This is a genomic window from Helicobacter pullorum (genome assembly GCF_900638355.1).
GTDB classification, from domain to species: domain Bacteria; phylum Campylobacterota; class Campylobacteria; order Campylobacterales; family Helicobacteraceae; genus Helicobacter_D; species Helicobacter_D pullorum.
Window position 1 is genome coordinate 694,043 of sequence record NZ_LR134509.1, and the last position, 25,515, is coordinate 719,557.

Annotated in this window: 24 protein-coding genes and 1 CRISPR repeat array; of the genes, 15 read left to right on the top strand and 9 right to left on the bottom strand. The window is 35.6% G+C overall.

The features are described from left to right. Nucleotides 1-43: 43 nt before the first annotated feature. Together feoB and EL247_RS03545 are read right to left on the bottom strand one after the other, a co-directional pair. Nucleotides 44-2,155, bottom strand: coding sequence for a ferrous iron transport protein B (feoB, locus tag EL247_RS03540; protein WP_104745661.1), 2,112 nt, complete (start codon nt 2,153-2,155; stop codon nt 44-46). Continuing rightward, nucleotides 2,155-2,379, bottom strand: coding sequence for a FeoA family protein (locus EL247_RS03545; RefSeq protein WP_005023158.1), 225 nt, complete (start codon nt 2,377-2,379; stop codon nt 2,155-2,157). Before EL247_RS03545 ends, feoB begins: the two co-directional genes overlap by 1 nt. 178 nt (nt 2,380-2,557) lie before the next feature. Between EL247_RS03545 and cas9 the strand changes: the two genes are divergently transcribed. From cas9 to EL247_RS03570, 5 genes are all read left to right on the top strand, one after another. Continuing rightward, on the top strand, nt 2,558-5,662 hold the full coding sequence (gene cas9 / locus EL247_RS03550; protein WP_104745660.1) for a type II CRISPR RNA-guided endonuclease Cas9: 3,105 nt from the start codon (nt 2,558-2,560) through the stop codon (nt 5,660-5,662). A 19-nt stretch (nt 5,663-5,681) separates the two neighbouring features. Further along, nucleotides 5,682-6,635 carry a type II CRISPR-associated endonuclease Cas1 gene (gene cas1, locus EL247_RS03555; protein ID WP_060663343.1) on the top strand — a complete coding sequence of 318 codons (954 nt, stop codon included), beginning with the start codon at nt 5,682-5,684 and terminating at the stop codon, nt 6,633-6,635. Nucleotides 6,636-6,638: 3 nt separating this feature from the next. Further along, nucleotides 6,639-7,088: a CRISPR-associated endonuclease Cas2 gene (cas2, locus tag EL247_RS03560; protein ID WP_060663342.1), complete on the top strand. Its 450-nt coding sequence runs from the start codon at nt 6,639-6,641 to the stop codon at nt 7,086-7,088. A 257-nt stretch (nt 7,089-7,345) separates the two neighbouring features. Further along, nucleotides 7,346-8,701: direct repeats of the CRISPR family, unit length 36 nt; unit sequence ATTTTAGCATAGAAAGATTTAAAAAGGGACTAAAAC. A gap of 317 nt (nt 8,702-9,018) precedes the next feature. Beyond that, the gene (locus tag EL247_RS03565) at nt 9,019-9,543 is read left to right on the top strand and encodes a methylated-DNA--[protein]-cysteine S-methyltransferase (protein ID WP_104745659.1); all 525 of its coding nucleotides are present in this window, start codon (nt 9,019-9,021) and stop codon (nt 9,541-9,543) included. Nucleotides 9,544-9,926: 383 nt separating this feature from the next. Next, nucleotides 9,927-11,717 carry a sodium:solute symporter family transporter gene (locus tag EL247_RS03570; RefSeq protein WP_104745658.1) on the top strand — a complete coding sequence of 597 codons (1,791 nt, stop codon included), beginning with the start codon at nt 9,927-9,929 and terminating at the stop codon, nt 11,715-11,717. Between the two features lie 53 nt (nt 11,718-11,770). On the opposite strand, the gene EL247_RS03575 is transcribed toward EL247_RS03570, so the two are convergent. Then, nucleotides 11,771-12,403 carry an SDR family oxidoreductase gene (locus tag EL247_RS03575; protein ID WP_104745657.1) on the bottom strand — a complete coding sequence of 211 codons (633 nt, stop codon included), beginning with the start codon at nt 12,401-12,403 and terminating at the stop codon, nt 11,771-11,773. A gap of 226 nt (nt 12,404-12,629) precedes the next feature. On the opposite strand from EL247_RS03575, the gene rrpB reads away from it, so the two are divergent. After that, nucleotides 12,630-12,971 (top strand): MarR family transcription factor RrpB, encoded by a 342-nt coding sequence (gene rrpB, locus EL247_RS03580; RefSeq protein ID WP_104745656.1) that lies wholly within the window; start codon nt 12,630-12,632, stop codon nt 12,969-12,971. 23 nt (nt 12,972-12,994) lie between these two features. On the opposite strand, the gene EL247_RS03585 is transcribed toward rrpB, so the two are convergent. Then, complete coding sequence (locus EL247_RS03585) at nt 12,995-13,843, bottom strand: HpcH/HpaI aldolase/citrate lyase family protein (protein WP_104745655.1); 849 nt, start codon at nt 13,841-13,843, stop codon at nt 12,995-12,997. A gap of 164 nt (nt 13,844-14,007) precedes the next feature. After that, nucleotides 14,008-15,474, bottom strand: a complete 1,467-nt coding sequence (locus EL247_RS03590) for an L-aspartate oxidase (protein WP_054195739.1) — start codon at nt 15,472-15,474, stop codon at nt 14,008-14,010. A gap of 101 nt (nt 15,475-15,575) precedes the next feature. Here EL247_RS03590 and EL247_RS03595 point away from each other — a divergent pair, with 101 nt between their 5' ends. The 5 genes from EL247_RS03595 to EL247_RS03610 all read left to right on the top strand — a co-directional run bounded on the left by EL247_RS03595 (nt 15,576) and on the right by EL247_RS03610 (nt 19,039). After that, nucleotides 15,576-16,019: a hypothetical protein gene (locus tag EL247_RS03595; protein WP_104745654.1), complete on the top strand. Its 444-nt coding sequence runs from the start codon at nt 15,576-15,578 to the stop codon at nt 16,017-16,019. Continuing rightward, entirely contained in the window at nt 16,019-17,863 is a 1,845-nt protein-coding gene (uvrC, locus tag EL247_RS03600; protein ID WP_104745653.1) for an excinuclease ABC subunit UvrC, read from the top strand. The genes EL247_RS03595 and uvrC overlap by 1 nt, the downstream gene beginning before the upstream one ends. Nucleotides 17,864-17,878: 15 nt before the next feature. Beyond that, on the top strand, nt 17,879-18,220 hold the full coding sequence (locus tag EL247_RS03605; RefSeq protein WP_224757583.1) for a hypothetical protein: 342 nt from the start codon (nt 17,879-17,881) through the stop codon (nt 18,218-18,220). A 104-nt stretch (nt 18,221-18,324) separates the two neighbouring features. Further along, nucleotides 18,325-18,480: a hypothetical protein gene (locus EL247_RS08525; protein WP_172594047.1), complete on the top strand. Its 156-nt coding sequence runs from the start codon at nt 18,325-18,327 to the stop codon at nt 18,478-18,480. A gap of 34 nt (nt 18,481-18,514) precedes the next feature. Then, nucleotides 18,515-19,039 (top strand): ATP-grasp fold amidoligase family protein, encoded by a 525-nt coding sequence (locus tag EL247_RS03610; RefSeq protein ID WP_104745708.1) that lies wholly within the window; start codon nt 18,515-18,517, stop codon nt 19,037-19,039. Nucleotides 19,040-19,057: 18 nt separating this feature from the next. Here EL247_RS03610 and ubiE read toward each other — a convergent pair whose 3' ends face one another. The 3 genes from ubiE to hemJ are packed head-to-tail and all read right to left on the bottom strand — an operon-like array spanning nt 19,058 to nt 21,630. Beyond that, nucleotides 19,058-19,774 carry a bifunctional demethylmenaquinone methyltransferase/2-methoxy-6-polyprenyl-1,4-benzoquinol methylase UbiE gene (ubiE, locus tag EL247_RS03615; RefSeq protein ID WP_104745651.1) on the bottom strand — a complete coding sequence of 239 codons (717 nt, stop codon included), beginning with the start codon at nt 19,772-19,774 and terminating at the stop codon, nt 19,058-19,060. Continuing rightward, complete coding sequence (gene argH, locus EL247_RS03620; protein WP_060663334.1) at nt 19,764-21,182, bottom strand: argininosuccinate lyase; 1,419 nt, start codon at nt 21,180-21,182, stop codon at nt 19,764-19,766. The genes ubiE and argH overlap by 11 nt, the downstream gene beginning before the upstream one ends. 16 nt (nt 21,183-21,198) lie before the next feature. Further along, nucleotides 21,199-21,630, bottom strand: a complete 432-nt coding sequence (hemJ, locus tag EL247_RS03625; protein WP_005022820.1) for a protoporphyrinogen oxidase HemJ — start codon at nt 21,628-21,630, stop codon at nt 21,199-21,201. Nucleotides 21,631-21,777: 147 nt separating this feature from the next. On the opposite strand from hemJ, the gene EL247_RS03630 reads away from it, so the two are divergent. The 4 genes from EL247_RS03630 to EL247_RS03645 all read left to right on the top strand — a co-directional run bounded on the left by EL247_RS03630 (nt 21,778) and on the right by EL247_RS03645 (nt 24,865). Next, on the top strand, nt 21,778-22,452 hold the full coding sequence (locus EL247_RS03630) for an amino acid ABC transporter permease (protein ID WP_005022822.1): 675 nt from the start codon (nt 21,778-21,780) through the stop codon (nt 22,450-22,452). Further along, entirely contained in the window at nt 22,452-23,105 is a 654-nt protein-coding gene (locus EL247_RS03635) for an amino acid ABC transporter permease (protein WP_054198457.1), read from the top strand. The genes EL247_RS03630 and EL247_RS03635 overlap by 1 nt, the downstream gene beginning before the upstream one ends. A gap of 13 nt (nt 23,106-23,118) precedes the next feature. Then, nucleotides 23,119-23,871: an amino acid ABC transporter ATP-binding protein gene (locus tag EL247_RS03640; protein WP_005022824.1), complete on the top strand. Its 753-nt coding sequence runs from the start codon at nt 23,119-23,121 to the stop codon at nt 23,869-23,871. A 172-nt stretch (nt 23,872-24,043) separates the two neighbouring features. Further along, a complete protein-coding gene (locus EL247_RS03645) occupies nt 24,044-24,865 on the top strand; it encodes a cysteine ABC transporter substrate-binding protein (RefSeq protein WP_005022826.1) in 822 nt (273 codons plus the stop codon). Nucleotide 24,866: 1 nt separating this feature from the next. Here the strand turns inward: EL247_RS03645 and nth are convergent, their stop codons facing one another. After that, a complete protein-coding gene (nth, locus tag EL247_RS03650) occupies nt 24,867-25,511 on the bottom strand; it encodes an endonuclease III (protein ID WP_005022827.1) in 645 nt (214 codons plus the stop codon). Between the last annotated feature and the right edge of the window lie 4 nt (nt 25,512-25,515).

Consider the following 25,515-nt stretch of genomic DNA (forward strand, 5'->3'; position numbering starts at 1 on the left):
AATACAGAAATCCCACAAAGAGCCCAAAAGACTCTTTAATGGATTAAAGAAACATACCAGCAATTAAAGTCCCGATATAAGCGACAATGTAGGCAACAAAAGTTGTCATCAAGAAAAGATATACGATATATTTAAACCCTCCAGCTTCTTTGCCAAATACGACAGTGGCAGCAAGACAAGGATTGTAAATCATAATAAACAAAATATAGCCGATAGCCACTTTCAAAGGAATGGTGTTTTTGATAGTTTCCATTAATGCCGAGCTTGTTTCATCGACTTCACCACCAAGTGAATATAAAACTCCCATTGTGGATATGACGACTTCCTTGGCAGCAAGTCCGCTAACTAATGCTACACTCATTTTCCAGTCAAAACCAAGTGGAGCGAAAAGTGGCTCTATGAATTGTCCGGTTTTGCCAAGGTAGCTATTTTCTATTAATTGCTCTTGAAGTTCAAATTCTAAGCTTTCTTTGGCTTCTTGTGTGGTGGCGGATTCTATTTTTTGTGCATAAGATTCTTGTAAATCTTTTTGGAGTGGAAAAGTGCTTGCAAACCAAATGAGAATTGTTGCAGCCAAGATAAAAGTCCCTGCTTTTTTGAGATACATTTTTGCTTTTGTATAGATAGAAAACCATACAAGATTCCAATTTGGAATACGATATTTTGGCATTTCCATTACAAAGGGTTCATCAGCACCTCTAAAAACGCTTATGCGTAAAATTTTTGCCATAATAAGTCCCAAAATAGCCCCCAAAATATAAATACCAAAAAGCCAATTTCCTGCTTGTTCTGCAGGAAAAAACGCACCAACAAAAAGCACATATACAGGCAATCTAGCACCGCAACTCATAAAATTAATAATAAAAAGTGTTAATAATCTATCTTTGCGACTTCTTAGGGTTCTTGTTGCCATAAATGCAGGCACAGAGCAACCAAATCCTGTAACAAGCGGAATAAAGCTTTTGCCATGTAAGCCAAATTTGTGAAAAAAGCCATCAAGCAAGAATGCCACGCGAGACATATAGCCAGTGGTTTCTAAAAGTGCAATACCAAAAAACAAAATAATAATATTAGGCAAAAACAAAATAACTGCACCTACACCACCGATGATTCCATCTGCTAAGAGCGAGGCAATGAGCTCATTAGAGACATTGGCTTTGATTCCATCTCCGATAAAAGCAAAAAACTCCTCAATATACCCCATTGGAATATCGCCGAGCGTAAAAGTAAGCTGAAAGAGAAGCCACATAAGGAATAAAAAGATAGGGATTCCTGCGTATTTGTTGATGAGGATTTTATCTATGGTTTGTGTGTGGTTTCTTTTTTTGTTTTCATAACGCAATGTTTCGGTGGTTAGACCATTTACAAAGGCATTTAAATCTTCTAAGAAAATATCTTCACTAGATTTTGTATTGTAGATGATATAGAGATTGTTTAGGGATTCTTGCAAAATGGGTGAGAGTTCCATCCAAATGGGCTTTTCGTGCAAGAAACTAAATAGCTTTTCATCTTGTTTGAGTAGCAAAATAGCAATATCGCGGTAAGGGAGGTTGAGGGATTGTAGATTTCTGTCGTTTTTGGATTTCAAGAAATCTTCAAGTTTTAGTATTTCTGTTTCGATTTCATTGCTATAAATTCGTTTGTTTGGAAGTAGATTTTGTTTGTGTGTTTGTATAACTAAATCAAGTAATTCATTGAGGTTTTGTTTGGTTTTTGCTGAAATTTGAATACAAGGAATGCCAATGAGATTTTTGAGTTCTTTTTGGTTGATATGCACCCCTTCATTTTCGGCTTCATCGCTCATATTGAGAGCTAAGATTATTTTTTTGGGTAATTCCAAAAGTTGCGCACTAAGAAGTAGATTGCGTTCTAAATTAGTAGAATCCGCTACATTGATAATAATATCATACTCATCACTTTCAATGAAGTTTTTTGTGATTTTTTCTTCTTCTGAATATCCATACAAAGAATAAGTCCCCGGAAGATCTATGATTTGAAATTCGTAACCTTTATAAATTGTTTTTGCTTGTGCCTTTTCTATGGTCACTCCTGTGAAGTTTCCTACTTTCATATTGGAGTGGCAAAGTGCATTGACAAGCAAACTTTTGCCGACATTTGGCTGTCCCACAAGTGCAATTTTGATAATTTTTTCCATTATTGTTTCTCCACTTCAATTGCTTTTGCTTCTTCTGTTCTTAAGATTATGCAACTTCTATCTAATTCTACGAGGATTGTAGAACCTCCCAAAGAAGTTTCTAGTTTTTTAATCGGCTTGGATTTTGCAATTCCAAAGCTAAAAAATCTATCTTTTAATTGTTTATCCACTTTTAAACTCTTGATGATTGCAGATTCTCCATCTTTTAAGTCATTAATGGTCATAAAAATCCTTTTATGAATTATTTTATCTGGTATTGTAAGATTAGTATGCTTGAAATAATATTAAAATTTATTATCATTTATAAAATAATGTTTCTATGATACTTTTTGGATATTTAGGCGAGATTCTTTGTATTTTTAAGTATAATAAATCAAAAATAAAACAAGGATGATTTAAATTATGAAGATTCTAGGCTTTGATATTGGGATTGCCTCGATTGGCTGGGCATTTGTAGAAAATGGGGAATTAAAAGATTGTGGGGTGCGGATATTTACCAAAGCAGAAAATCCCAAAACAGGAGATTCTCTTGCCATGCCACGTAGGGAAGCACGAAGTGTGCGACGGCGACTTGCGCGGCGTAAGGGTAGGTTAGAGACGCTAAAGCGGCTTTTAGCAAAAGAATGGGATTTGTGCTATGAGGATTATATCGCCGCTGATGGTGAGCTACCCAAAGCTTTTATGGGTAAAAATCTTAACAATCCCTATGTGCTACGATATGAAGCATTGCAGAGGCTTCTAAGCAAAGAGGAGCTTGCTAGAGTGATTTTACATATCGCTAAACATCGTGGCTATGGGAATAAGAATGCCAAAATCACAAAGAGTGAGGAGAGTAAAAGAGAGCAGGGCAAGATTCTAAGTGTATTAGCCACAAATGCAAGTGCAATCGCACGCTATCGCACGGTAGGCGAGTATTTTTATAAAGAATTTTGCGAAGTGATTAAGAATCCACAAGGTCTAAGCACAAATGAGCATTACACACAACCCAAAGTGCGAGTGCTAAAGCCCATACGCAATAAAGGCGGAGGATATACAAATTGCATTTTGCAAGAGGATTTGCAAAGGGAATTGTGGTGCATTTTTGAGCATCAAAAGGGCTTTGGATTCCCTATTACACAAGAGTTTCAAGACAAGATTCTAAAAATCGCCTTTTACCAGCGCTCTTTAAAGGACTTTTCGCACCTTGTGGGAAAATGCACATTTTATCCTGATGAGCCACGCGCACCGAAGTTTTCTTTGAGTGCGATAGAGTTTATTGTCAAAGCCAAGGTTATCAATCTGCTTGTTGGTATCGCCAAAGAGAGCGGCGAGGTGTGGGACAAAGAGCAGTGGCGAGAGAGGTTAGATTCTGTGTTTAGTGCGGTGTGTGAGAGGGGGAATCTCACTTTTGCACAAATGCGTAAGATTCTAAAAATCGATGAGAGAATCCAATTTAAAGAGGTGGATTACACAGCTAAGAATCCCGAGAACAAGAAGTTTGTGGAGTTTAAGAATCTCAAAAAATTCTGTGAGATTCTAGGTGCGATAATAGGGGATAGGGCATTGGCAGATTCTATCGCACGAGATATGACGCTTATCAAAGATGAAGAGAAGCTAGCACAAAAACTGCGTGGATATGGCAAATTTAGCCAAGAGCAAATCACGCAATTAAGTGCGTTAAACTTTAGTCATCATATCAATCTAAGCCTTAAGGCATTAAGCGAGATTTTGCCATCTATGCGAGAGGGAATGCGGTATGATGAGGCATGCCAAGAAGCTAAATTACAAGCAAAGCACAATGACAAAAAGAGCAAGTTTTTGCCACCCTTTTGTGAGAGTATCTATGCTGATGAGCTAACAAATCCGGTGGTGTATAGGGCGATAGCAGAGTATCGTAAGATTCTTAATGCTTTGATTGCAAAATATGGAAGTGTGCATAAGATTCACATTGAGCTTACGCGAGATGTGGGAAAAAACTTCCAAGAGAGAGAAAAATACAAAAAAGAGATAGAGAGTAACTATAAAGCAAGGGTGCAGGCTATGCAAGAGTGCGAGAAGCTGGGATTGACACTAAGTGAGGGGAATATCCTGAAATTGCGGCTTTTTATGGAGCAGAATGGAATATGTGTATATAGCGGGAGGAAAATCACTTTAGCAAATCTCAAGGAGCAAGGAGCGTTAGAAATCGACCATATTTTGCCTTATTCGCGAAGTAGCGATGATAGCTATATGAATAAAGTGCTGGTTTTTACAAATGAGAATCAAAACAAGGGCAATAAAACACCCTATGAGGCATTTGGGGGAGATTCTCAAAAATGGGGAGAGATAGAATCTCTAGCCCTTAGGAGCGGGTATCCAAAGAAAAAGGCAAAGCGGATTTTGGACAAGGGCTTTGGAGATAGAGAGGCTGGATTTAAAAGGCGTAATATCGTGGATTCTGGCTATATCGCGCGTTTGATTGCTAACTATACTAAAGAGTATTTGAAATTTTTGCCGCTAGATTCTCATGAAAACACAGCACTTATTGCAGGAGAGAAAGACAGCAAGATTCATGTGGAAGCAGTGAAGGGAATGCTAACTGCGACTATGCGGCATTTTTGGGGATTGGGTAGCAAAAACCGCTATGAGCATACCCACCACGCTGTTGATGCGATTATCATTGCCTATATTAATGCGGCGATGATACAGAGATTCTCACAATTTAGACAAAACCAAGAAAGCTTAAAGGCAAGATTCTATGCTAAAGAGTTAGCAAAAGAGGAGTTTAAGACACAAAGGGCGTTTTTTGAGCCTTTTAGAGGATTTAGGGAGCAGGTGCTAGCAAAAGTGGGGCAAATCTTTGTCTCACGCCCACCAAGGAAGCGGGCAAGAGGGGCGTTGCATGAGGAAACATTTTATTCAATAGATGATAAAAAATTATCCGAGACTTATGGTGGTAAGGAAGGGGTGCAGAGGGCATTGAGCTTAGGCAAAATACGACAGATTGGGACAAAAATCGTGGCAAATGGACCTATGGTGCGTGTGGATATTTTTAAGCACAAAAAAAGCGGGAGATTCTATGCTGTGCCTATTTATACGATGGATTTTGCCCTTGGAATCTTGCCTAATAAGGCGGTAGTGAGTGGAAAAGACACAAAAAGCAAAGTGATTAAAGATTGGCTAGAGATGGATTCTAACTATGAGTTTTGTTTTTCGCTTTTTAAAGATGATTTGATAGAGGTGCAGAAAAGAGATATGGAAAAGCCAGAATTGGCGTATTTTGTGTCTTTAGATGCATCAGATGGGAGGATTAAGGTTAGACATCATTGCAATGATATTACGAAGATTAATGAGAATCAAAAGAATCTTTTTAGCGAAGCCATAGAAAAAGAGGTGGTGGGTAGGGGAAGCATTCAAAATCTCAAAGTCTTTAAAAAATACAAAGTTTCGCCGCTAGGGGAGATAAAAGAGGCAAAATATGAGCCAAGGCAGCCTATCGCCCTCAAGACTTCTCCTAAGAAACATCGGAAGCAAAATAATGCACAATGAAAGATAATAAGGAGATACAATGGGCTATGATGAGGCATTTAAAAATGTCATCATATCAAGTAGAGCAAAACTTAGCCTGCAAGATAATCATTTGGTAATAGCGGGAAATGATGAGGTGGCAAAACTCTATATCAAGGATTTGCATTGTGTGGTGCTAGAAAGCCCTCAAATCACGATTACCCAAGCACTTTTGAGTGCATTAGCAGAATCTAAAGTGCTGGTGCTTACCTGTGATAGGACACATGCTATCAATGGAGTTTTCACACCATTTTTGGGGCATTTTGCCAATGCACAAGTGGCAAGAGAGCAAATCGCTGTGAGCACAGAATCTAAGGCAAAGCTTTGGCAGCAAATCGTGCAAAATAAAATACATAATCAAGCTTCTGTGCTGCAATCTTGTGGCTATATCACAGAAGCAACGGAGTTGGCGAGAATGTGTGAAAAAGTAGAGGCAGATGATGCTAGTAATGTCGAGGCGAAGGCGGCAGCATTGTATTTTAAGACGCTTTTTGGGATAGGGTTTTCACGCAAAGCCAAACACAAGATTCACAATGCCTTGCTAGATTATGGCTATGCTATCGTGCGGAGCTGTGTAATCCGTAGTGTGTGTATGAGTGGGCTACTCACTTGGAGTGGGATAAAGCATAGTAATCAGTTTAATCAATTCAATCTCTGTGATGACATTATCGAGGTGTTTCGTCCTTTTGTGGATAGATGTGTGCTTGGGCTTTTGGAATCTAGGGGTAAAGATGGCGATTATGCGGTGGTGTGTGATTTGAGCGAGTTAGATTCTAAAAGCTATCTAGAGACTATGACTAAAGAGGACAAAAGGGCACTCATTGAGAATCTACAAAGTGAGGCAAAGGTGGGAGAGCAGAGTTTCCCGCTAAGTCGAGCGATAAACCACTATGTGCAGCGGTTTAAAAATGCTTTGTTGTATGGGCAACCATTGGTGGTGGTTTGTATGGAGTAGGGTATGGTGGAGGATAAGTTTATGCGGGTGCTGGTGATGTTTGATTTGCCTACTAAGACTAAGAAAGATAGGCAGACAGGCACGAAGTTTCGTAATAATCTTATTAAGCTTGGCTTTTTTATGATGCAATTTAGCGTGTATATGCGAATCTGTAAGGGTAGTGCATCTGCAAAAGCCGCTATCAATAATGTGAGGAAGTTTGTCCCGCCAAGGGGGAGTATCCGCTGTCTTATCATCACAGAGAAGCAGTTTGATTCTATGGAGATTTTGCTAGGTGGGGTGGGATTCAATGAGATGATGAATGATCCAAAAAATCTCGTGCTTTTTGGGTTTGATGAGAAAAAGGGAGAGTATGTGTATGCGGATAATGATAAAGATAGCGATGAAGAGAAGTTGTTGCAAACAAAATCAAAGAAAACAAGAAATATACAAGGAAGTTTATTTGAGTTTTGAAGATAGAATGGTGCGCTACTTAGGATAATATGTGTAGAATAGTAACAATATAGGGAATATAAAAAACAATAAAATGTGAAAAGTATTATGTAATATAAAGTAAAAAAGTCTTGGCAAAAAGGGATTTTTGGAGGTTTTTAATCTCACACCCTGCACCTTTACTCCTAGTACTGCCAAGAAATACTAGGTAGGTTTATTTTAGTCCCTTTTTAAATCTTCTTTTGCTATTGTAGCATAAAATCCCAATTTTTTGGTCTATTTTAGCATAGAAAGATTTAAAAAGGGACTAAAACTAAAGAACATTGAGGAGGGCTTCCAACTCTATTTTAGCATAGAAAGATTTAAAAAGGGACTAAAACAAGAATATCAGTATTTGTTTTAGAATCCTTATTTTAGCATAGAAAGATTTAAAAAGGGACTAAAACGAAAAAGAAATCGAGCGTTCTTCGCAAGAAATTTTAGCATAGAAAGATTTAAAAAGGGACTAAAACATACCAAGAATATCGCTATCATAAACCTTTATTTTAGCATAGAAAGATTTAAAAAGGGACTAAAACCACAAGCGCTATCTTGGTCGTTTCCTTAAAATTTTAGCATAGAAAGATTTAAAAAGGGACTAAAACCAAGACCTGATACAATAGGACGCTGACCCAATTTTAGCATAGAAAGATTTAAAAAGGGACTAAAACTGTTGATGTTCAAAAACCTATTTCAAGAGAATTTTAGCATAGAAAGATTTAAAAAGGGACTAAAACCACAAACGATATCTTGGTCGTTTCCTTAAAATTTTAGCATAGAAAGATTTAAAAAGGGACTAAAACCACAAACGATATCTTGGTCGTTTCCTTAAAATTTTAGCATAGAAAGATTTAAAAAGGGACTAAAACGACAGCGACGATAGTCCTGTTAATGCTGACATTTTAGCATAGAAAGATTTAAAAAGGGACTAAAACATCATAGTTTTTTAATTATGCTTGAGAATGATTTTAGCATAGAAAGATTTAAAAAGGGACTAAAACCGATGTTGTAAGTAATGTTTATGAGCGTGGATTTTAGCATAGAAAGATTTAAAAAGGGACTAAAACTCCTGTTGGTGCTACGACTCCGGAAACTGCATTTTAGCATAGAAAGATTTAAAAAGGGACTAAAACACAATTGGACGCACAATTCATATCAATTCTATTTTAGCATAGAAAGATTTAAAAAGGGACTAAAACCGCACATTTCAGAAACAATTAAGTCTCTTTATTTTAGCATAGAAAGATTTAAAAAGGGACTAAAACATTGTCTTGTTGGAAAAGTTCCCGTTTCTAATTTTAGCATAGAAAGATTTAAAAAGGGACTAAAACCGTTATGAGGAATTTATTCAAAGAGAATTTATTTTAGCATAGAAAGATTTAAAAAGGGACTAAAACCGGTATGAGGAATTTATTCAAAGAGAATTTATTTTAGCATAGAAAGATTTAAAAAGGGACTAAAACGAGGTTCCAGCTGGTGAGCATAAAGCATTTATTTTAGCATAGAAAGATTTAAAAAGGGACTAAAACTGAACTCTCAACTCCATCAGTATAGCGACGATTTTAGCATAGAAAGATTTAAAAAGGGACTAAAACTTCTAGTGTTGAAAATATTGATGATGAAACATTTTAGCATAGAAAGATTTAAAAGAACCGAAGCTTCAAACCATTACTTTATTGTTTTTGATATAATTTAGGTTTTTTAAAATATTTTAAATGATGTAGTTTTTGATTACTATAAGATAGGTTTGCTATATTTATATTTTGGATTTGTGCGATAAGCTAATGTGTGGTGAAAAATTAAGAGTTTTAGATTGTCTTATCTTTTGGGGTTTTTCGTAATTTAGACTAAAAAATCAAGGATAACACACCGCAAGATTCAAACATATTTTTTAAGAATTGAAGGAAAAATCATGGTATATACTACTTTTTACCAAAGTCCTATTGGTACAATACTTTTAGCAAGCAAAGATAATAAGCTTATAGGTTCTTGGATAGAAGGGCAGAAATATTATTTAGGAAATCTTAAGGAATCTACACAAGAAAAAGACGATGAACCTATCTTATTGCAAACTAAAATATGGTTAGACAGGTATTTTAATGGAGAACAGCCTCATACTTTTGAATTAGACTTGGCACCTAATGGAAGTGTGTTTGCCACAAATGTGTGGAATATACTATGTCAAATTCCTTATGGAGAAGTCATCACATATGGAGACATAGCAAAAAAAGTAGCACAAATAGCACACAAAGATACGATGTCAGCCCAAGCTGTTGGTGGGGCAGTGGGGCATAATCCTATTTCTATTATTATCCCTTGTCATAGGGTTGTAGGTACAAATGGGAGTATGACGGGTTATGCAGGAGGAATAGAGAAAAAAATACAGTTATTGCAACACGAAGGCGTGAATCTTAAATCCCTGCAAATCAAAAGATAAACCATTTTACATAATTTTTGAGAATTTATAAATGTTTGGCGAGTAAAATCAGACTTTGGGCTAATTTAAAATAATAATTTTAAGATATTTGGGTATTATTTTAGAGATAAAATTTGCAAATAAAAAGATAAATTTATGCAATAAGGCATTGTGTAGGATTGCAAGATATATAAAGCTTGAGTTTTGATGAAGAAAGTCTGTATTGATTTTGTAAATGTAGAAGATTTTGTGGTGCAGGATTTAAGAAGTAAAGGATAAAAGAAATTTAGAGGGGGTTTGAAGGTTGAAAGAAATTGCTTTGGAAAATGTTTGAGTTTCTTGGTGTATTTGCAAGAAAGATTGAAATCTAAAAATATATTCAAGAGGGCTTAAAAGGAGTAAAAATGGAAGTTGTGAGTATAAATATACCTATTGCTGTGATGTTTATTGCTTATTCTGCATTAATGCTATTTATTGGTTTTTATTTTTATAGGCAAAATAAAAGCACCGAGGATTATTTCCTTGGTGGTCGCTCAATGGGTCCTGTGGTTTCTGCTCTGAGTGCTGGAGCTTCAGATATGAGTGGGTGGCTACTTATGGGTTTGCCCGGGGCATTGTATGTGAGTGGGTTTGTGGATAGCTATATTGCCATAGGGCTGACAATTGGGGCGAGTTTGAATTGGATTTTTGTCGCTAAGAGGCTTAGAATCTACACAAGCGTGGTGTCAAATTCGCTGACTATTCCGGATTATTTTGAGACGCGATTTAGTGATGATAAACATATTTTGCGTGTGGTTTGTGCTGCAGTTATTCTTATTTTCTTTACCTTTTATGTTTCATCTGGGCTTGTGAGTGGGGCGAAACTTTTTGAGGAAGTTTTTGGCATAAGGTATGATTATGCCCTTACTACTGGGACTTTTATCATTGTGGCTTACACCTTTTTGGGTGGATATAAGGCGGTTTGTTGGACGGATATGATTCAAGGTTTGCTGATGATATTGGCACTTGTGGTGGTGCCAATTGTGATGTTTTTGCAGCTTGGGAGTTTTAAGGAGGTGGCTTCTTATATTGCGCATTCGGATGAATCTAGCAAAAAAATCGTTCAAATTCAAAATGATATTCCAAATATTTTAAAAAATATCAAAAGCGTAGAATCTCAAGCAAAGATACAAGTGCTAATTGAAAGCCTTAATGAAGCGCAAGATAGAAGCATTAGCTCTGCTAAGCTTGATGAAAAGCTCAAAACGGATTTGCAGATTCAAGCATTTTTTAACAATGATTTAAGCACAGCAATATTTTCAAGGGATTTTGCAAAAAGGCTTAGTGAGGCTTTGGGGGCTAATGACTTTGCTAGGCTTGGAAATCTTCTTGCTGCTTGGCAACACATTCCTTTTGTGGCAAAGGATCGTTTAAGTTGGCTTAGCGGCGTTTCACTTGTGGGGATTATTTCGGCACTTGCGTGGGGGCTTGGGTATTTTGGGCAGCCTCATATTTTGGTGCGATTTATGTCAATCCGCTCAACTAAAGATATTCCCGCAGCGACTTTTATCGGTATAGCTTGGATGGCGATTTGTCTTATTGCTGCTTGTTTTATTGGTATGCTTGGCGTGGCGTATGTTAATAAATTTAATCTTTCTTTGCAAGATCCCGAGCGTATTTTTATTGTGATGTCCCAACTGCTATTTAACCCTTGGATTGCTGGAATCTTGCTTAGTGCGATTTTGGCGGCGATTATGAGCACGGCTAGTTCGCAGTTGCTTGTCTCTAGCTCAACGATTGCAGAAGATTTTTACAAAAAGATTTTCAAGCAAGAAGCCTCAGAAGCAATGGTATTAAGGTTGGGCAAAGTCGGAGTGCTTGTAGTGGCACTTATTGCCTTTGTTATCTCCACGGATAAAAATTCTAGTGTGCTAAGCATTGTGGCTTATGCGTGGGCTGGGTTTGGAGCAAGTTTTGGTTCAGTAATGCTTTTCTCGCTCTTTTGGAGTAGAATGACAAGAATAGGTGCGATTGCTGGAATGATTAGCGGTGCGGTTGTTGTGGTGGCTTGGAAACAGCTTTTTGCCGATACAGGTGTGTATGAGATTATTCCGGGATTTGTGGTGGCATCTTTGGCGATTATTATTTTTAGTCTTGCAAGCAAAGTGCGAGATGGCACCAAAGCTGCCTATAACAAAATGCTAGAAAATCTCTAAGATTGGGAGTAAGTTTGCCATAGAATCTTACTTGATAGCTTTGAGTAGGGCTATCACAGCCCTATCACGCCAACCCTCTGCTTAGAATATGTAGAATCTAGGGCAATCTCTATCATCGCTATTGCATAGTCTGCATAGCTTATCTTAGATTCGCCCTTGCTATTTACCTTAAATTCTTCGCCGATGATTTTGTATTTGCCACTTTTTGGTGCATCTGGGATAAATACCGCTGGTGGGCTGACATACACCCAATTTAGCCCTTGTGTATTGCGTAATACTGCTAAACCCTCTGTTTCAGCTCTTGCTATGGGGATATATTCTTTTGGGAAATCTGGCGTATCCATAAGCATAGTTGTATGACTTGTATCCATATACAGACTACCTGCACCGCCCACTACTAAGAATTTCGCACTATTGCCTGATAGAATCTGCACCAAATGCTCCATATGGGCTTTGTGTAAGCTAAGATTTTGCCACTCACCAAAGGCATCGATTATCACATCAAAGCCTTGCAAATCGCTAGATTCTAAGGTAAAAATATCTTTTTGCACCACGCACACTTTGCTATCAAATCGTGCTTTACTAGAATCTCGCACAAAGGCACTAACCTCTAAGCCCTTATTTATGGCTTCCTCTACGATTAACTTCCCTGCTTTGCCATTTGCGCACAAAACTGCTATTTTCATAGTCTATCCTTTATAATAAATTTTGCTTTTAAAAAGCACATTGGAATGATAATAGAGTAAGTTGTAAAATTAAAGTAGGAATAATTTTGTAATGTAGTAGTATTTTTAATACTATTGTGTAAATATAGAGTTTTATTGATAAAAATTTTTCAAAATTTTAGAATATCATAGAGAGGTTTTATGAAAATTTGCTAGAATCTAAGCATAACTTCATAAAGGAATTATTATGACAAAATATCATTCACCTTGTCCGATTGAGACTACACTTAATCTCATCGGCAATAAATGGAAATTCCTCATTATCCGCGATTTATTAAGCGGGACAAAACGCTTTGGAGAATTAAAGAAAAGTATTTCAGCAACCAAAAATCAAACCATTTCACAAGCAGTTTTGACACAGAACTTGCGAGAGCTAGAAGAGGCAAAGATCCTCACGCGTAAAGTCTATGCAGAAGTCCCACCAAGGGTGGAATATGCCCTAACGCCACTAGGGGAAAGCTTGAAAGAGATTTTAGAATCTCTTGCTATGTGGGGCGAAAAATACAAAAATAAAGAAAATCTAGTCTAAAGCAAAATGAACTTTATTGCAAATTAGTATTTTCTCCCTAAGATTCCTTGTGCTTTTTTAACCATAGAGAGATCAATTACATTTCCTTCGAAATTAAAAGGCTCTCCCTTGTGGATTTTGGCTAGTCTTAAAATTTCTTTTGCCCATTCAATTTTTTCTTCCCCTTGTGCAAAGATTGCATTGATGGTGGTAATTTGATTGGGATAAAAGGTCAAAGAGCCTCCAAAACCCATAGAATAAGCAGATTCCATATTTGCTTTTAGCTTAGAAATATCGCGTGTGTTGGGGAAAACTCGGTTGATTGGAGGCAAAAGATTGTAGATTCTACTTGCTAGAGCGATTTGCACGCGAACATAGTTGAGTGCAAAATCTTTGCCTTCCCCATCTTGAAGTCCCAAATCCAAAATCATATCAAATGCGCCAAATGCAAGTTGTTTTACGCAAGGCATAGAAGCTGTGAGGTTGATATTTTGGACTCCCCAAGCACTTTCAATAAGAAGTATCAAAGGGATTTCTCCAATAGCATTTAGCACAGCTTCAATATGTGCCTTTTGCTCGGCTTTTGGGAGCATTATCCCATAAAGATTTGCTAGCCCCATTTGGTTTAAAAAAGCCATATCCTCTGTAAAAAAATCGCTTTGTGCATCATTAATGCGGATAAAGAATTTTTTGTTTGGATTTGCTTTGCTAAATGAAAGTATATTTTTGCGTCCTGTGGGTTTTTGTTCTGGAGTAACAGAATCTTCTAAGTCAAAAATGATTGCTTCAGCACCACTTTGAAAAGCTGATTCAAAATTTTCGATTTTAGAGGCAGAGACAAAGAGGAAGCTTTTGGCTCTTGGGAAGTCATGTGGCAAAGTAGAATGAGGCATTTTGTATTCCTTTGAAGTAAAGATTTTGTTTAAAAGTAGCTAAGATTATAACAAAAATACAAAAAATAATTAGAGTTTTTGAAAAATTTAGATGTTTTTATTTTGATTTTTGAAGTGAAAGTGTGAAAATGAAATAAATCATATTGCAAGTTTGAAAAGCGGGGTCATTGGATGAAATGAGCCCCTATGGATTCTTCTCTTTTGAGTGCAGATTGTATGATGTTTTTTGCAGTTAAAAGGCGGAGTTTCAAAAGTCTGCCTATCCCACTTTGTAGCATTACTTCTACTCCACCTAAAGCTTCATTTAAGCCACTTTTTTTGCGGATAATGCCTACTTTATTCCACATAAGATTGCGTAAGAGTGCTTTGAGATTTTCATCTTGTTCTTTGTGTAGAGGTTGTGTGTGGAGGGGAAATTCTCTTGCTTTAAAATCAAAGTTTTTATTTAAAATATCTTGTGTAGCCCGACGCGAGAATACAAGCCCTTCTAAGAGTGAATTAGAAGCAAGTCGATTGGCTCCATGGACGCCAGTGCAAGCACATTCGCCAACAGCATAGAGGTTTTGCATGCCCAAAACTTTGCCATCTTTGTTGGTTTCAATTCCCCCCATACAATAATGAAAAGCGGGAGAAATAGGGATTTTGTTGTTTGGAACTTCATAGCCTACAAGATTGAGATTCCTAGCGATATTTGGGAATCTTTGGTAGAAAAAATCTTTTGAAAAATTACTTAAATCTAAATAAACTTCTAATTCTTCAGATTTTGCATTAGGGTATTGTTTTTGGAGTTTGAGTTTATAATCAAAAATAGAACGCGCTACCTTATCTCTAGGTGCAAGCTCGCCTTTGTCGTCATAATCAAATAAAAATCTTTTCCCCCAAAAATCTACAATATAAGCCCCTTCGCCCCTTAATGCCTCACTAAGAAGCATTTTTCTAGCATGAGGAGTTTTGACAAATACGGTTGGGTGAAATTGCAGCATTTCCATATCTTTGAGTTTTAGCCCATTTTCTAAAATCATTCCATGTAATTCACTAGAGATGGTATAAGCATTTGTGTGGTATTCAAAAAGCGCTCCTACTCCGCCACTTGCTAAAATAACATTTTTTGCATAAAGATTGTAATTTCCTCTTTTGGTTAGCACACTTACACCGCAACAATGATCATCATCGATTAACAATTCTGTAACGGTTGCATTTTTCCACAAAGTATGAGTAATTTGCGAGATGAGGTGGCTATGGATTACTCTTCCTGTGCAATCTCCACCAGCATGAATTATTCTTGAAGTGCTATGTGCGGCTTCTTTGGTGAAGAGCAAGTTTCCGCTTTCATCTCTATCAAAAGGCGTATTTTTGGCAATCAAATCTTCCAAAACCTCTAAACTTTCTTGACTAAGTGTCGTTACAGCATTTTCATCACACATTCCTGCACCAGCTTTTAGTGTATCTTTGATGTGCAGAGGGATATCTGCTTTGTCTTTTGCAACAGCGATTCCGCCTTGTGCATAGAAGGTATTGCATTCCCAAGGTTGATCTTTGCAAAGAATAAGAACTTTGAGATTTTTAGGGAGATTCAATGCTGCATACAAACCAGCAATCCCAGCCCCTACAATAATAACATCATATTGCATAAGAATCCTTATTGTGTTTGCTCACTTTTGGGATTGAAAGGGTCATCTTTAAATCCGCAGCCAGTTAGTGTAAAAATTCCAAGATATGCTATAATTGCCAAATGAAAAAAGTATCTGAAGTTTTGTCTCATCTCTTTAGTGATCCTTGCTATGAAAAAATTTACTTAAATCAACAAATTCAGCATTTTATCACAATGTTGCCTTTGAGTGTGCGTAATGGGATTAAGTTTTTTTATTTCAAAAACCACACGCTTTTTTTTGTTTTGAAACACCCCTGCTTTAAGCAAGAATTTGATTATAAACTAACAATTATAAAGCAGTTATTAAAGCAATACCAAAAAGAAAAAGAAAAACTCTTAGAAATACAAAATTTGAAGGCTTTTGTGGGGCATAATGTTTATGAAAAATCTTTAGAGATTTCACAAGAGATTCCTCAATATTCGTATGGGGAGCTTTCTAGTGGAGATTTTATCAATCTAGCAAAGAATCAAGAGATTTATGGAATCTTTGAGAGAATTAAAAATCTCATTAAAAGCAATCAATAATGACAGAAGCCAAACCTTTGCCATTAAATGAAGCTTTGGCAGCAACGCTAAAAAAACTTCCTAATAAAAGTGGTGTGTATCATTATTTTGATAGCGAAGGAAGATTGCTTTATATCGGCAAAGCTAAGAATCTCAAAAATCGCATAAAAAGTTATTTTAGATTTACTCCAAATCTTAGTGTGGCTCCAAATTTGAGTGCTAGAATCTCGCAAATGGTTTCGCAAATTGCTTCTATGCGTTATATTGTGGTAGAAAACGAAAACGACGCACTAATTTTGGAAAATTCTTTGATTAAGCAATTAAAGCCAAAATACAATATTCTTTTGCGTGATGATAAGACTTATCCTTATTTGTGTGTGGATATTTCAGAGGATTACCCTCGTATTTTATTGACTAGGAAGGTTTTTAAAAGTCAGAGTATTCATTATTTTGGACCTTATTCAAGTGGAGGAAGAGATTTGCTAGATTCTCTTTATGAAACTTTTCCTTTAGCACAAAAAGAAAGTTGTCTCAAAGGCAAAAAAGCTTGTCTTTTTTATCAAATTAAACGATGTTTAGCTCCTTGTGAGGGCAAAATAAGCAAAGAGGATTATAGGAAAATTTTAGAACAAGCCCTAGAATGTATCCAAAATCCCAAAAAAATTTTAGCCATTTTGGATAAAAAAATGCAATTTTTATCAGAAAATTTGCGGTTTGAGGAAGCAATGGTGCTACGCGATAGAATTGCAAAAATCAAGCAAATTAGTCCTTTATCGGGCGTGGATTTTGCAAGAATGGAGGACTTGGATATTTTTGCATTGGAGATTGAGGGGAATAAAGGCGTTTTGGTTAAGTTTTTTGTGCGTGGGGGTAGGGTGGTTTCTAGTGCAAGCAATGTAATTAAGAGTCAATATGAATTAAACATTGAGGAAATTTATACGCAAAGTTTGATTAATTATTATAGTGGTGAAATTTTAATTAAACCAAAACAGATTCTTATTCCTTATGACTTAAAAGAAAAAAAAGATGAGTTGGAGCAATTTTTGTATCAGAAATTGCACAAAAAGATTCCAATTCATTGTCCAAAAAGTGGAGACAAAAAACAGCTTTGTAACCTTGCTTTGAAAAATGCTAAAGAAAGCTTAAATCTAAACCTTACTGCTAGTGAGGAAATACTGCTTGATATTCAAAAACTTTTTGGGCTACAAAATATGCCTTATAGAATCGAGATTTTTGATACTTCACACCATAGAGGCAAGCAGTGTGTGGGGGCTATGGTTGTTTATGATGAGAGGTTTATCAAAGAATCTTATCGGCATTATTTGCTAGAGGGGAGCGATGAATATTCGCAAATGAAGGAAATGCTGCAAAGACGCATTGAGAAGTTCAAAGAAGAAGTTCCACCGGATTTGTGGGTGCTTGATGGGGGAGTTGGGCAAATTAATCTTGCAAAAGATTTGCTAAATAGTGCGGGAGTGAATTTGGAGGTGGTGGGAATCTCTAAAGAGAAGCTAGATTCTAAAGCCCATAGGGCAAAAGGGGCGGCATTAGATATTTTGCGTGATGAAAAAGGGCAGGAATATCGCTTAAAGAGCAGTGATAAGCGATTGCAGTTTTTGCAGAAATTGAGAGATGAAGCGCATCGGTTTGCTATCACATTCCATCAAAAACAAAAGCAAAAAACAATGCAGCAAAGTAAAGTTTTGGAAGTCAAGGGTGTAGGTAAGGCGATACAAAAAAGATTATTGGCTTATTTTGGAAGTTTTGAAGGGATTAAAAAAGCAAGTTTAGATGAGCTAGAGAAGATCTTATCTAAAGACTTGGCAAAGAGTGTTTATGATAAAATGCAACACAATTTAGAATGAAGGAGAAAAATAAAGATGTCTTTTGATGAATTTTTTAGTCATTTGAAAGCAAGGTTATATAGAAAAGTTTATTATAATCTTTTTTTGAAGCATTATAGAAAGTATAAAAATGCGAAGTTATCAGATGAGGAGTTTTTCAAGCAACAACATAAACGCATTTTTGGCTATACTCCAGATTTTAAAAATCCTCAAACTTTCAATGAGAAAATGATTCATAGAATCCTTTATGATAGAAATCCTATCTATACCGCATTGGCAGATAAACTTAAAGCAAGAATTTATATTGCAATGAAACTTCACAATTATTCTCTAGCTAAAGCTTTAATTGGTGGGGGGGGGGGGGCAATAATTCTATAAATAATAATCCATTTTCACAAGCCCCTCAAGATTTAACACAATCTAAGATATTTTTAGAATCTTATCCGTCACTTTTATTTCAGCCTCTTAATTCTTTGAGGCAATTGCTTTTTGAAACAAATTCTTGTCCTTTTTTGCCAAAGCTTTATGCTATTTATAAAAATGTTGATGAGATAGATTTTAGTGTTTTGCCTGATTCTTTTGTGTTAAAAACTAATCATGATAGTGGTAGGGTAGTGGATTGTTCCAGACAAAAATGAGTTTTTGAAAGATAGCAAAGTATTTAAAAAAGCTATGGAAAAACTTACCAGGCATTTAAAAACAAATTATTACTCCCGTTTTAGGGAATACCATTACAAAGATATAGAGCCTTGGTTATTTGCAGAAGAATTGTTGGGTAGATTTAAAGATAATGCAAGTAAGAGTAGCAAGAATAATTTTAAACAAACATTGCAAAGTTTTGAAATCCCTGATGATTATAAATTCCATTGTTTTGGAAAAGAAATTTTTGTGCAAGTAGATAGGGATAGATTTACCAATCACACACGAACGATATTTAATGATAAGTGGGAGAAAATGTCTTTTTCTTATTGCTATAGAAATTGTTTGGAGGAAATACCAAAGCCAAAGCATTTTGAGGAAATGAAAGAGGTTGCAAGAATATTGAGTGAAGATTTCGCAATGATTCGTATTGATATGTATCATTTTAGAGAATGTTTTATCATTGGTGAATTGACTTTTGCTCCAGAGGCTGGAAAAGGAATTTTTACACCTAGGGAATGGGATAAGAAATTTGGAGATTTGTGGAAATTAAGATAAGAAGATTTATCTTAATTTTTAATTGAGGCATTTTGCCACAAAAAGCGTGCAGACATTTGCCGAAAAAGATTTTGTATAGAGGGGTTCAAAGCCGCTTTCTTGAAGTTCTAAATTGAGCTTCTTTGCAGTCAAAAATTCTTCAATAGAATCGGGCAAATATTTGTAAGCACGATAGTTTTTGGAGATAATTCCGCCCACAAAGGGTAAAATGTTTTTGGTGTAAAATCCCATAAATTGCTCTAAGATTCCGGGATTTTCACACTTTGTAAATTCCAAAATTACTAAAATCCCATCTTTTTTTAACACTCTTGCAAATTCTTCTAGTGCTTTTTTGCGTTCTACCACATTGCGGATTCCATAGGCAATAGAGAGAATATCAAATTCGTTGTTTTGGAATGGCAAATTAGTTGCTTCACATTGCATAAAATGGATATGGGGGAATTTTTTTTGAGCCACTTCTAGCATTCCACTGCTTGGGTCTGCACCAATGATTTTGTGAATCTTAACTCCATTAGCGTTTTTTTGCCAATGGCTTATCATATCGCCTGTCCCACAAGCGACATCAAGGATATTGAGGGAATTTAAAGAATCTTTTGGTAGATTTTTGAATGCAAGATTGCAAGCTTTTTTTCGCCAAGAAATATCAATTCCACAACTCATTACGCGATTTGCCAAATCATAACTGCTAGCAATTTCATCAAACATTGAGATGATTTTTTGTTGTTTATTGTTCATTTTGTCTCTTTAGGGATAATTTTGCAAGTTCTAGCCATGCTTCTAGGCTTTCAATCTGGGCTTGTGTAGCTTGTGTGGAAGTGCCTCCATAGGAATTGCGACTATTCATCGAAGCCATTAAATCAAGGGATTTATGGGCTTCTTGTGGAATTTTGGAATCCACACTGCAAAGCTCTTGTATGCTTAATTGACTTAAGTCTTTATTGAGGCTTTCTGCATAAGCGACAGCTTTGCCGGTAATATGGTGTGCTTCTCTAAAAGGAATATTGCAGTTTTGCACCAAAAAATCCGCCAAATCCGTAGCAGTTAAATGCCCTTTTTGGCAAGCTTTTTGCATTTCTTTGGGATTTATTTGCATGGTTTTTAGCAAGTCATTTAAGATTCTTAGTGAAATCTCCAAAGTCTCAAAGCTGTCAAAAACGCCCTCTTTATCCTCTTGTGTATCTTTATTGTAAGCAAGAGGTAAGCCCTTCATTGTCGTTAGAAGACTAAAAAGATTCCCATAAACTCTACCGCTTTTGCCTCTAAGTAGTTCTGGGACATCTGGATTTTTCTTTTGGGGCATAATAGAGCTTCCTGTGGAATATGCATCGCTTAGAGTAATAAACCTAAACTCATAGCTACTCCACAAAACAAGCTCTTCTGCCATTCTTGAAATGTGCATAGCAATGAGGCTTGAATCATAGAGAAAGTCCAATGCAAAATCCCTATCACTAACACTATCTGTGGCATTGAGTGTGGGGGCAGTGAATCCCAAAGCTTTTGAAGTATAAAACCTATCTGTTTGATAAGGTGTTCCTGCTAATGCTGCACTTCCTAGGGGGCAATAATTATTCCTCTTAAAAGAGCTTTCAAGGCGTTCAAAATCGCGCATAAACATACAGATATACGCACACATTAAAAATCCAAAATTCACAGGTTGTGCATGTTGGAGATGAGTCATTCCGGGTAATATTGTTTTTGTGTGAAGTTTTGCAATTTCAAGTAGAGTTTGGATAAGCGTCAAAAGCAAGGAGCGAATTTTTTGGTTTGAATTGAGCACAAAAAGTCTAAAATCCAATGCAACTTGATCATTTCGGCTTCTTGCTGTGTGGAGTTTTTTGCCTACTTCTCCGATAATTTCTATTAGTCTTTTTTCTATTGCCATATGAATATCTTCATCGCTAATATCAAAGATGAATTTTTCATTTTCTATTTCTTCTTGAATTTGCTCTAATCCTTCACAGATTTTTTGGGATTCTTCTTGAGTTAAGATTCCACAATGGCTAAGCATTTTGGCGTGAGTTTTGGAGCCTAGAATATCTTGCTTGTAAAGTTTTTTGTCAAATGGCAAAGAGGCATTAAAACGCTCTAAAATTTCAGAGGCATTTTCCTGGAATCTGCCACCCCATAATTTTTTATTTTTCATTGTGAAAACCTTTGGATTAGAATGGCTTTAGAATTACTAAAATGCTAATGAGAATTAAAGCAATTGTAGGAACTTCATTGTAGATTCTAAAGAATTTCCCATTTTTATGGCAATTATCATTTTTAAAGGCTTTTAGATAATAAAAAAGGCTAAAATGGTAAGCTATTAAAATAATCACTAATAAGATTTTAGCATGTAGCCAGCCGCCTTCTGTAAGCAAACTTGGTTGGAGAGCTATTAGCCAAATTCCTGAGAGTAGAGTGCAAATAATTGCAGGATAGCCAATAAAATTATAAAGCTTTTCTTCTTGAATCTTAACAACCTCGCAAAAGCCTTTATTATCCTTATGTTCTGCATGATATACAAAAAGACGCGGTAGATAAAAAAGCATTGCCATCCAGCTTACAAAAGAAATGATGTGAAAAATCTTGACATAATAATAAACCATAAGAACACTCCCTAAAAATTTCATAGAATGTAAAATTAAATGTGAAATTGTAGCAAAACAGACTTAAATATGTGAAAAAATTAATTATCTTTTTTGTATAATCTTTGATTGAAATAAATTTTATTTTGTTGTTTTTTAAGGATTTTATTGACTTCTTTATTTTTTGGTTTAGATATTGAATTTATTAAAAATGCTATCCCAACTTTTATAGATGCTTTATGGCTAACTTTGCATTTGTCTTTTTTTGGAATCTTATTTTCTATCGTGCTTGGGTTTTGCATAGCGGTGGTGCAGTTTTATAAACTGCGATTTTTAAGCACTTTGTGTCAAGCTTATATAGAGTTATCCAGAAATACCCCTTTGCTTATACAACTCTTTTTTTTATATTATGGATTGCCGCAAGTGGGATTGCACCTTGAGAGCTATACTTGTGCGTTAATTGGAGTGGTGTTTTTGGGTGGAAGTTATATGGCGGAATCTTTTCGTGCAGGGTTAGAATCTGTGGGGAAGATTCAATTAGAATCGGGGAGAAGCTTGGGATTGAGCGAAATGCAATTGGTATTTTATGTGATTTTGCCACAAAGTTTGGTGATAAGCCTTCCTTATATTGGTGCAAATGTTATTTTTTTATTAAAAGAAACTTCAGTGGTAAGTGCAATTGCATTGGCAGATATTTTGTATGTAACTAAAGATTTAATTGGGAGCTATTATAAAACAAGCGAAACTCTTTTGCTGCTTGTTTTATGCTATTTGGTGGTGCTTTTGCCACTTTCATTGTTTTTTTTATTTTTGGAAAAATACTATAAAAGGAAAATAGTATAATGGAAATTCTCTTTGATACGCAAAATATTATGCGTTTATTACAAGGGGTTTTGGTAACTTTTCAAATCGCGTTTATTGCGATTTTTTTCTCTTGTATTTTTGGATTTGTTTTGGGATATTTGATGACTTTGCCAAATAAAATTTTAAATTTTATATGCCGTTTTTATTTGGAGACTATTCGTATTATTCCTATTTTGGCTTGGCTTTTTATTGTGTATTTTGGATTTTCATCTTTTTTGAACCTTAATGGAATCTGGGCGTGTATTTTGGTTTTTAGTTTGTGGGGTATTGCAGAAATGGGCGATTTGGTAAGAGGAGCGATTTCAAGCTTGCCTAAGCATCAAAGCGAGAGTGGAAGGGCTTTGGGATTGAGTGAAATGCAAATACAGATTTTTATTATTTTGCCACAAAGTTTTAGGCGTTTATTACCTCCTTTGGTGAATCTTTTTACAAGAATGATCAAAACAACCTCTCTAGCAGCACTTATAGGGGTGAGTGATATGCTGAAAGTTGGGCAGCAAATCATAGAAGTTAATCTCATTAGCTACCCGCAAGCAAGTTTTTGGGTTTATGGTGGAATTTTTGCTTTGTATTTTATGTTGTGTTATCCCTTATCGCTTTTTAGTCAGCATTTAGAAAGAAAGCTTGCATAAAAAAGGAAATATTATGTCAAATCATATTGAAAATGAAGTTTTATTGGAAGTTCAAGAGATTGTAAAAAAGTTTGGTAATACTTTGGTTTTAGATGGCGTTTCTTTGGAGATAAAAAAGGGGGAAGTGTGTGCAATTTTGGGTCCTAGTGGTTGTGGAAAAAGCACTTTTTTGCGTTGTATTAATGGATTGGAGAATATCAATGAAGGCAAAATTATTTTTAAGCAAAAGGATATTCACCAAAATAAAACAGATTGGAGGAATATTCGCCAAAAAATCGGAATGGTATTTCAAAATTATGAGCTTTTCCCTCATTTAAGTGTGTTAGAAAATATCATTTTGGCACCTACAAAGGTGCAAAAACGAAGCAAAGATGAGGCTATATCACAGGCTATTAAGCTTTTAAATCGTGTGGGGTTGGAGCACAAAAAAGATGCTTATCCTAAAGAACTTAGTGGAGGACAAAAGCAAAGGGTGGCAATTGTAAGGGCTTTGTGTATGAATCCAGAAATTATGCTTTTTGATGAGGTTACTGCTTCTTTAGATCCAGAGATGGTAAAAGAAGTTTTGGAGGTAATCAAAGAATTGGCTATGCAAGGAATGACGATGATTTTGGTTACCCATGAAATGAAATTTGCACAAAAGGTGGCTGATAAAATAGTGTTTTTTGATAAAGGTAAAATTGTAGAAATTGCAACTCCACAGGAATTTTTTACTAATCCCAAAAGCCAAAGAGCAAAGAAGTTTTTGAATATTTTTGAATTTTGATGATTTTGCTATTTTGGTGTTGGAATTGAAAGTTACTTTTTTATACTTTTTTTAAAAATGGAATAAAATTTTTTCATTATAAATATGGATTAAAGTTTTTCTTAAATAGAATAGGGCTTTCTTAATATTTATTTAAGAAAAATCAAATGATAAATATTTTTAAGGAAAAATCATGCGAAAAATATTGTTTATTATGTTTTTGGGAATATTGAGTTTATGGTTTGTTGGTTGTGGTCAGACACAAACAAATTCAAATAATACTCTTGAGGCTATTAAGCAAAAAGGAGTTGTTACTATCGGAGTTTTTAGCGATAAACCACCTTTTGGTTTTATCAATAAAGATGGCAAAAATGATGGTTTTGATGTGTATTTGTCCAAACAAATTGCAAAAGATTTATTGGGTGATGAAAATAAAGTAAAATTTGAACTTGTGGAAGCCGCTAGTCGAGTTGAGTTTCTTAAAAGTGGAAAAGTAGATATCATTATGGCAAACTTTACAAAAACTCCAGAGAGGGAAGCTGTGGTGGATTTTGCAGCACCATATATGAAAGTGGCATTAGGAGTTGTTTCTAAAAATGGAGAAATTAAGACAATAGAAGATTTGAAAGGAAAAAAACTAATTGTCAATAAAGGCACAACAGCGGACTTTTATTTTAGCAAAAATCATCCAGAAATTGAGCTTTTGAAATATGATCAAAATACAGAAAGTTTTTTGGCACTCAAAGATGGTAGAGGAGTGGCATTGGCACATGATAATCTCTTGGTTTTTGCATGGGCAAAAGAAAATCCGGGGTTTGAAGTTGGGATTACTAAAATGGGCAATGAAGATGTGATTGCTCCTGCTGTAAAAAAAGGCGATAAAGAGTTATTAGAGTGGCTAAATCAAGAAATCCAAACATTAACAGAAAATGGATTTATGAACAAAGCCTATCAAGAAACATTGGCTCCTATTTATGGAGAGGATAATCTAAAATCTGTATTGTTTGTAAAATAATTTAGCATTTATAGGAAGTTTTGCTCTTGCAAAGATGACTTAAAAAGCATTCTTGGCATTGCGGATTGAGTGCTTTGCAAGTGTATCTTCCAAATAAAACCATTGCTTGATGAAGAGTTGCTAGATTATCCACAAAGATTTTAGTTAGCTCTTCTTCTGTTTGCAAAGGAGTTTTTGCATTACTTAAACCAAGTCGATGCGAAACTCTAAAAACATGTGTATCTACTGCGATGAAGTTAGCTTCTTTGGATTCTATTAAAACTACATTAGCTGTTTTTTGTCCAACTCCCGGAAGTGTTTTTAATATTTCTCTATCTAATGGAATCTCTCCATTAAATTTTTCACAAACGACTTGTGCCATAGCTTTGAGATTTGTTGCTTTGTTGTTGAAAAATGAGCAAGTTTTGATGAACTCTTTGATTTCATCTAAAGGTGCATTTTGTAAGGCTTTTGGGTTTGGGTATTGCTTAAAAAGTGCAGGTGTGATGAGATTTACACGCTTATCTGTGCATTGAGCAGATAGCATAACAGCAATAAGTAATTCATAATCATTTTTGTAAATCAATTCTGTTTTGGCATTTTTGTAATGTTTTAAAAAAAGACTTTTGATTTCTTGAATCTCTTTTTTGGTTGCTTTTTTTGGCATTATT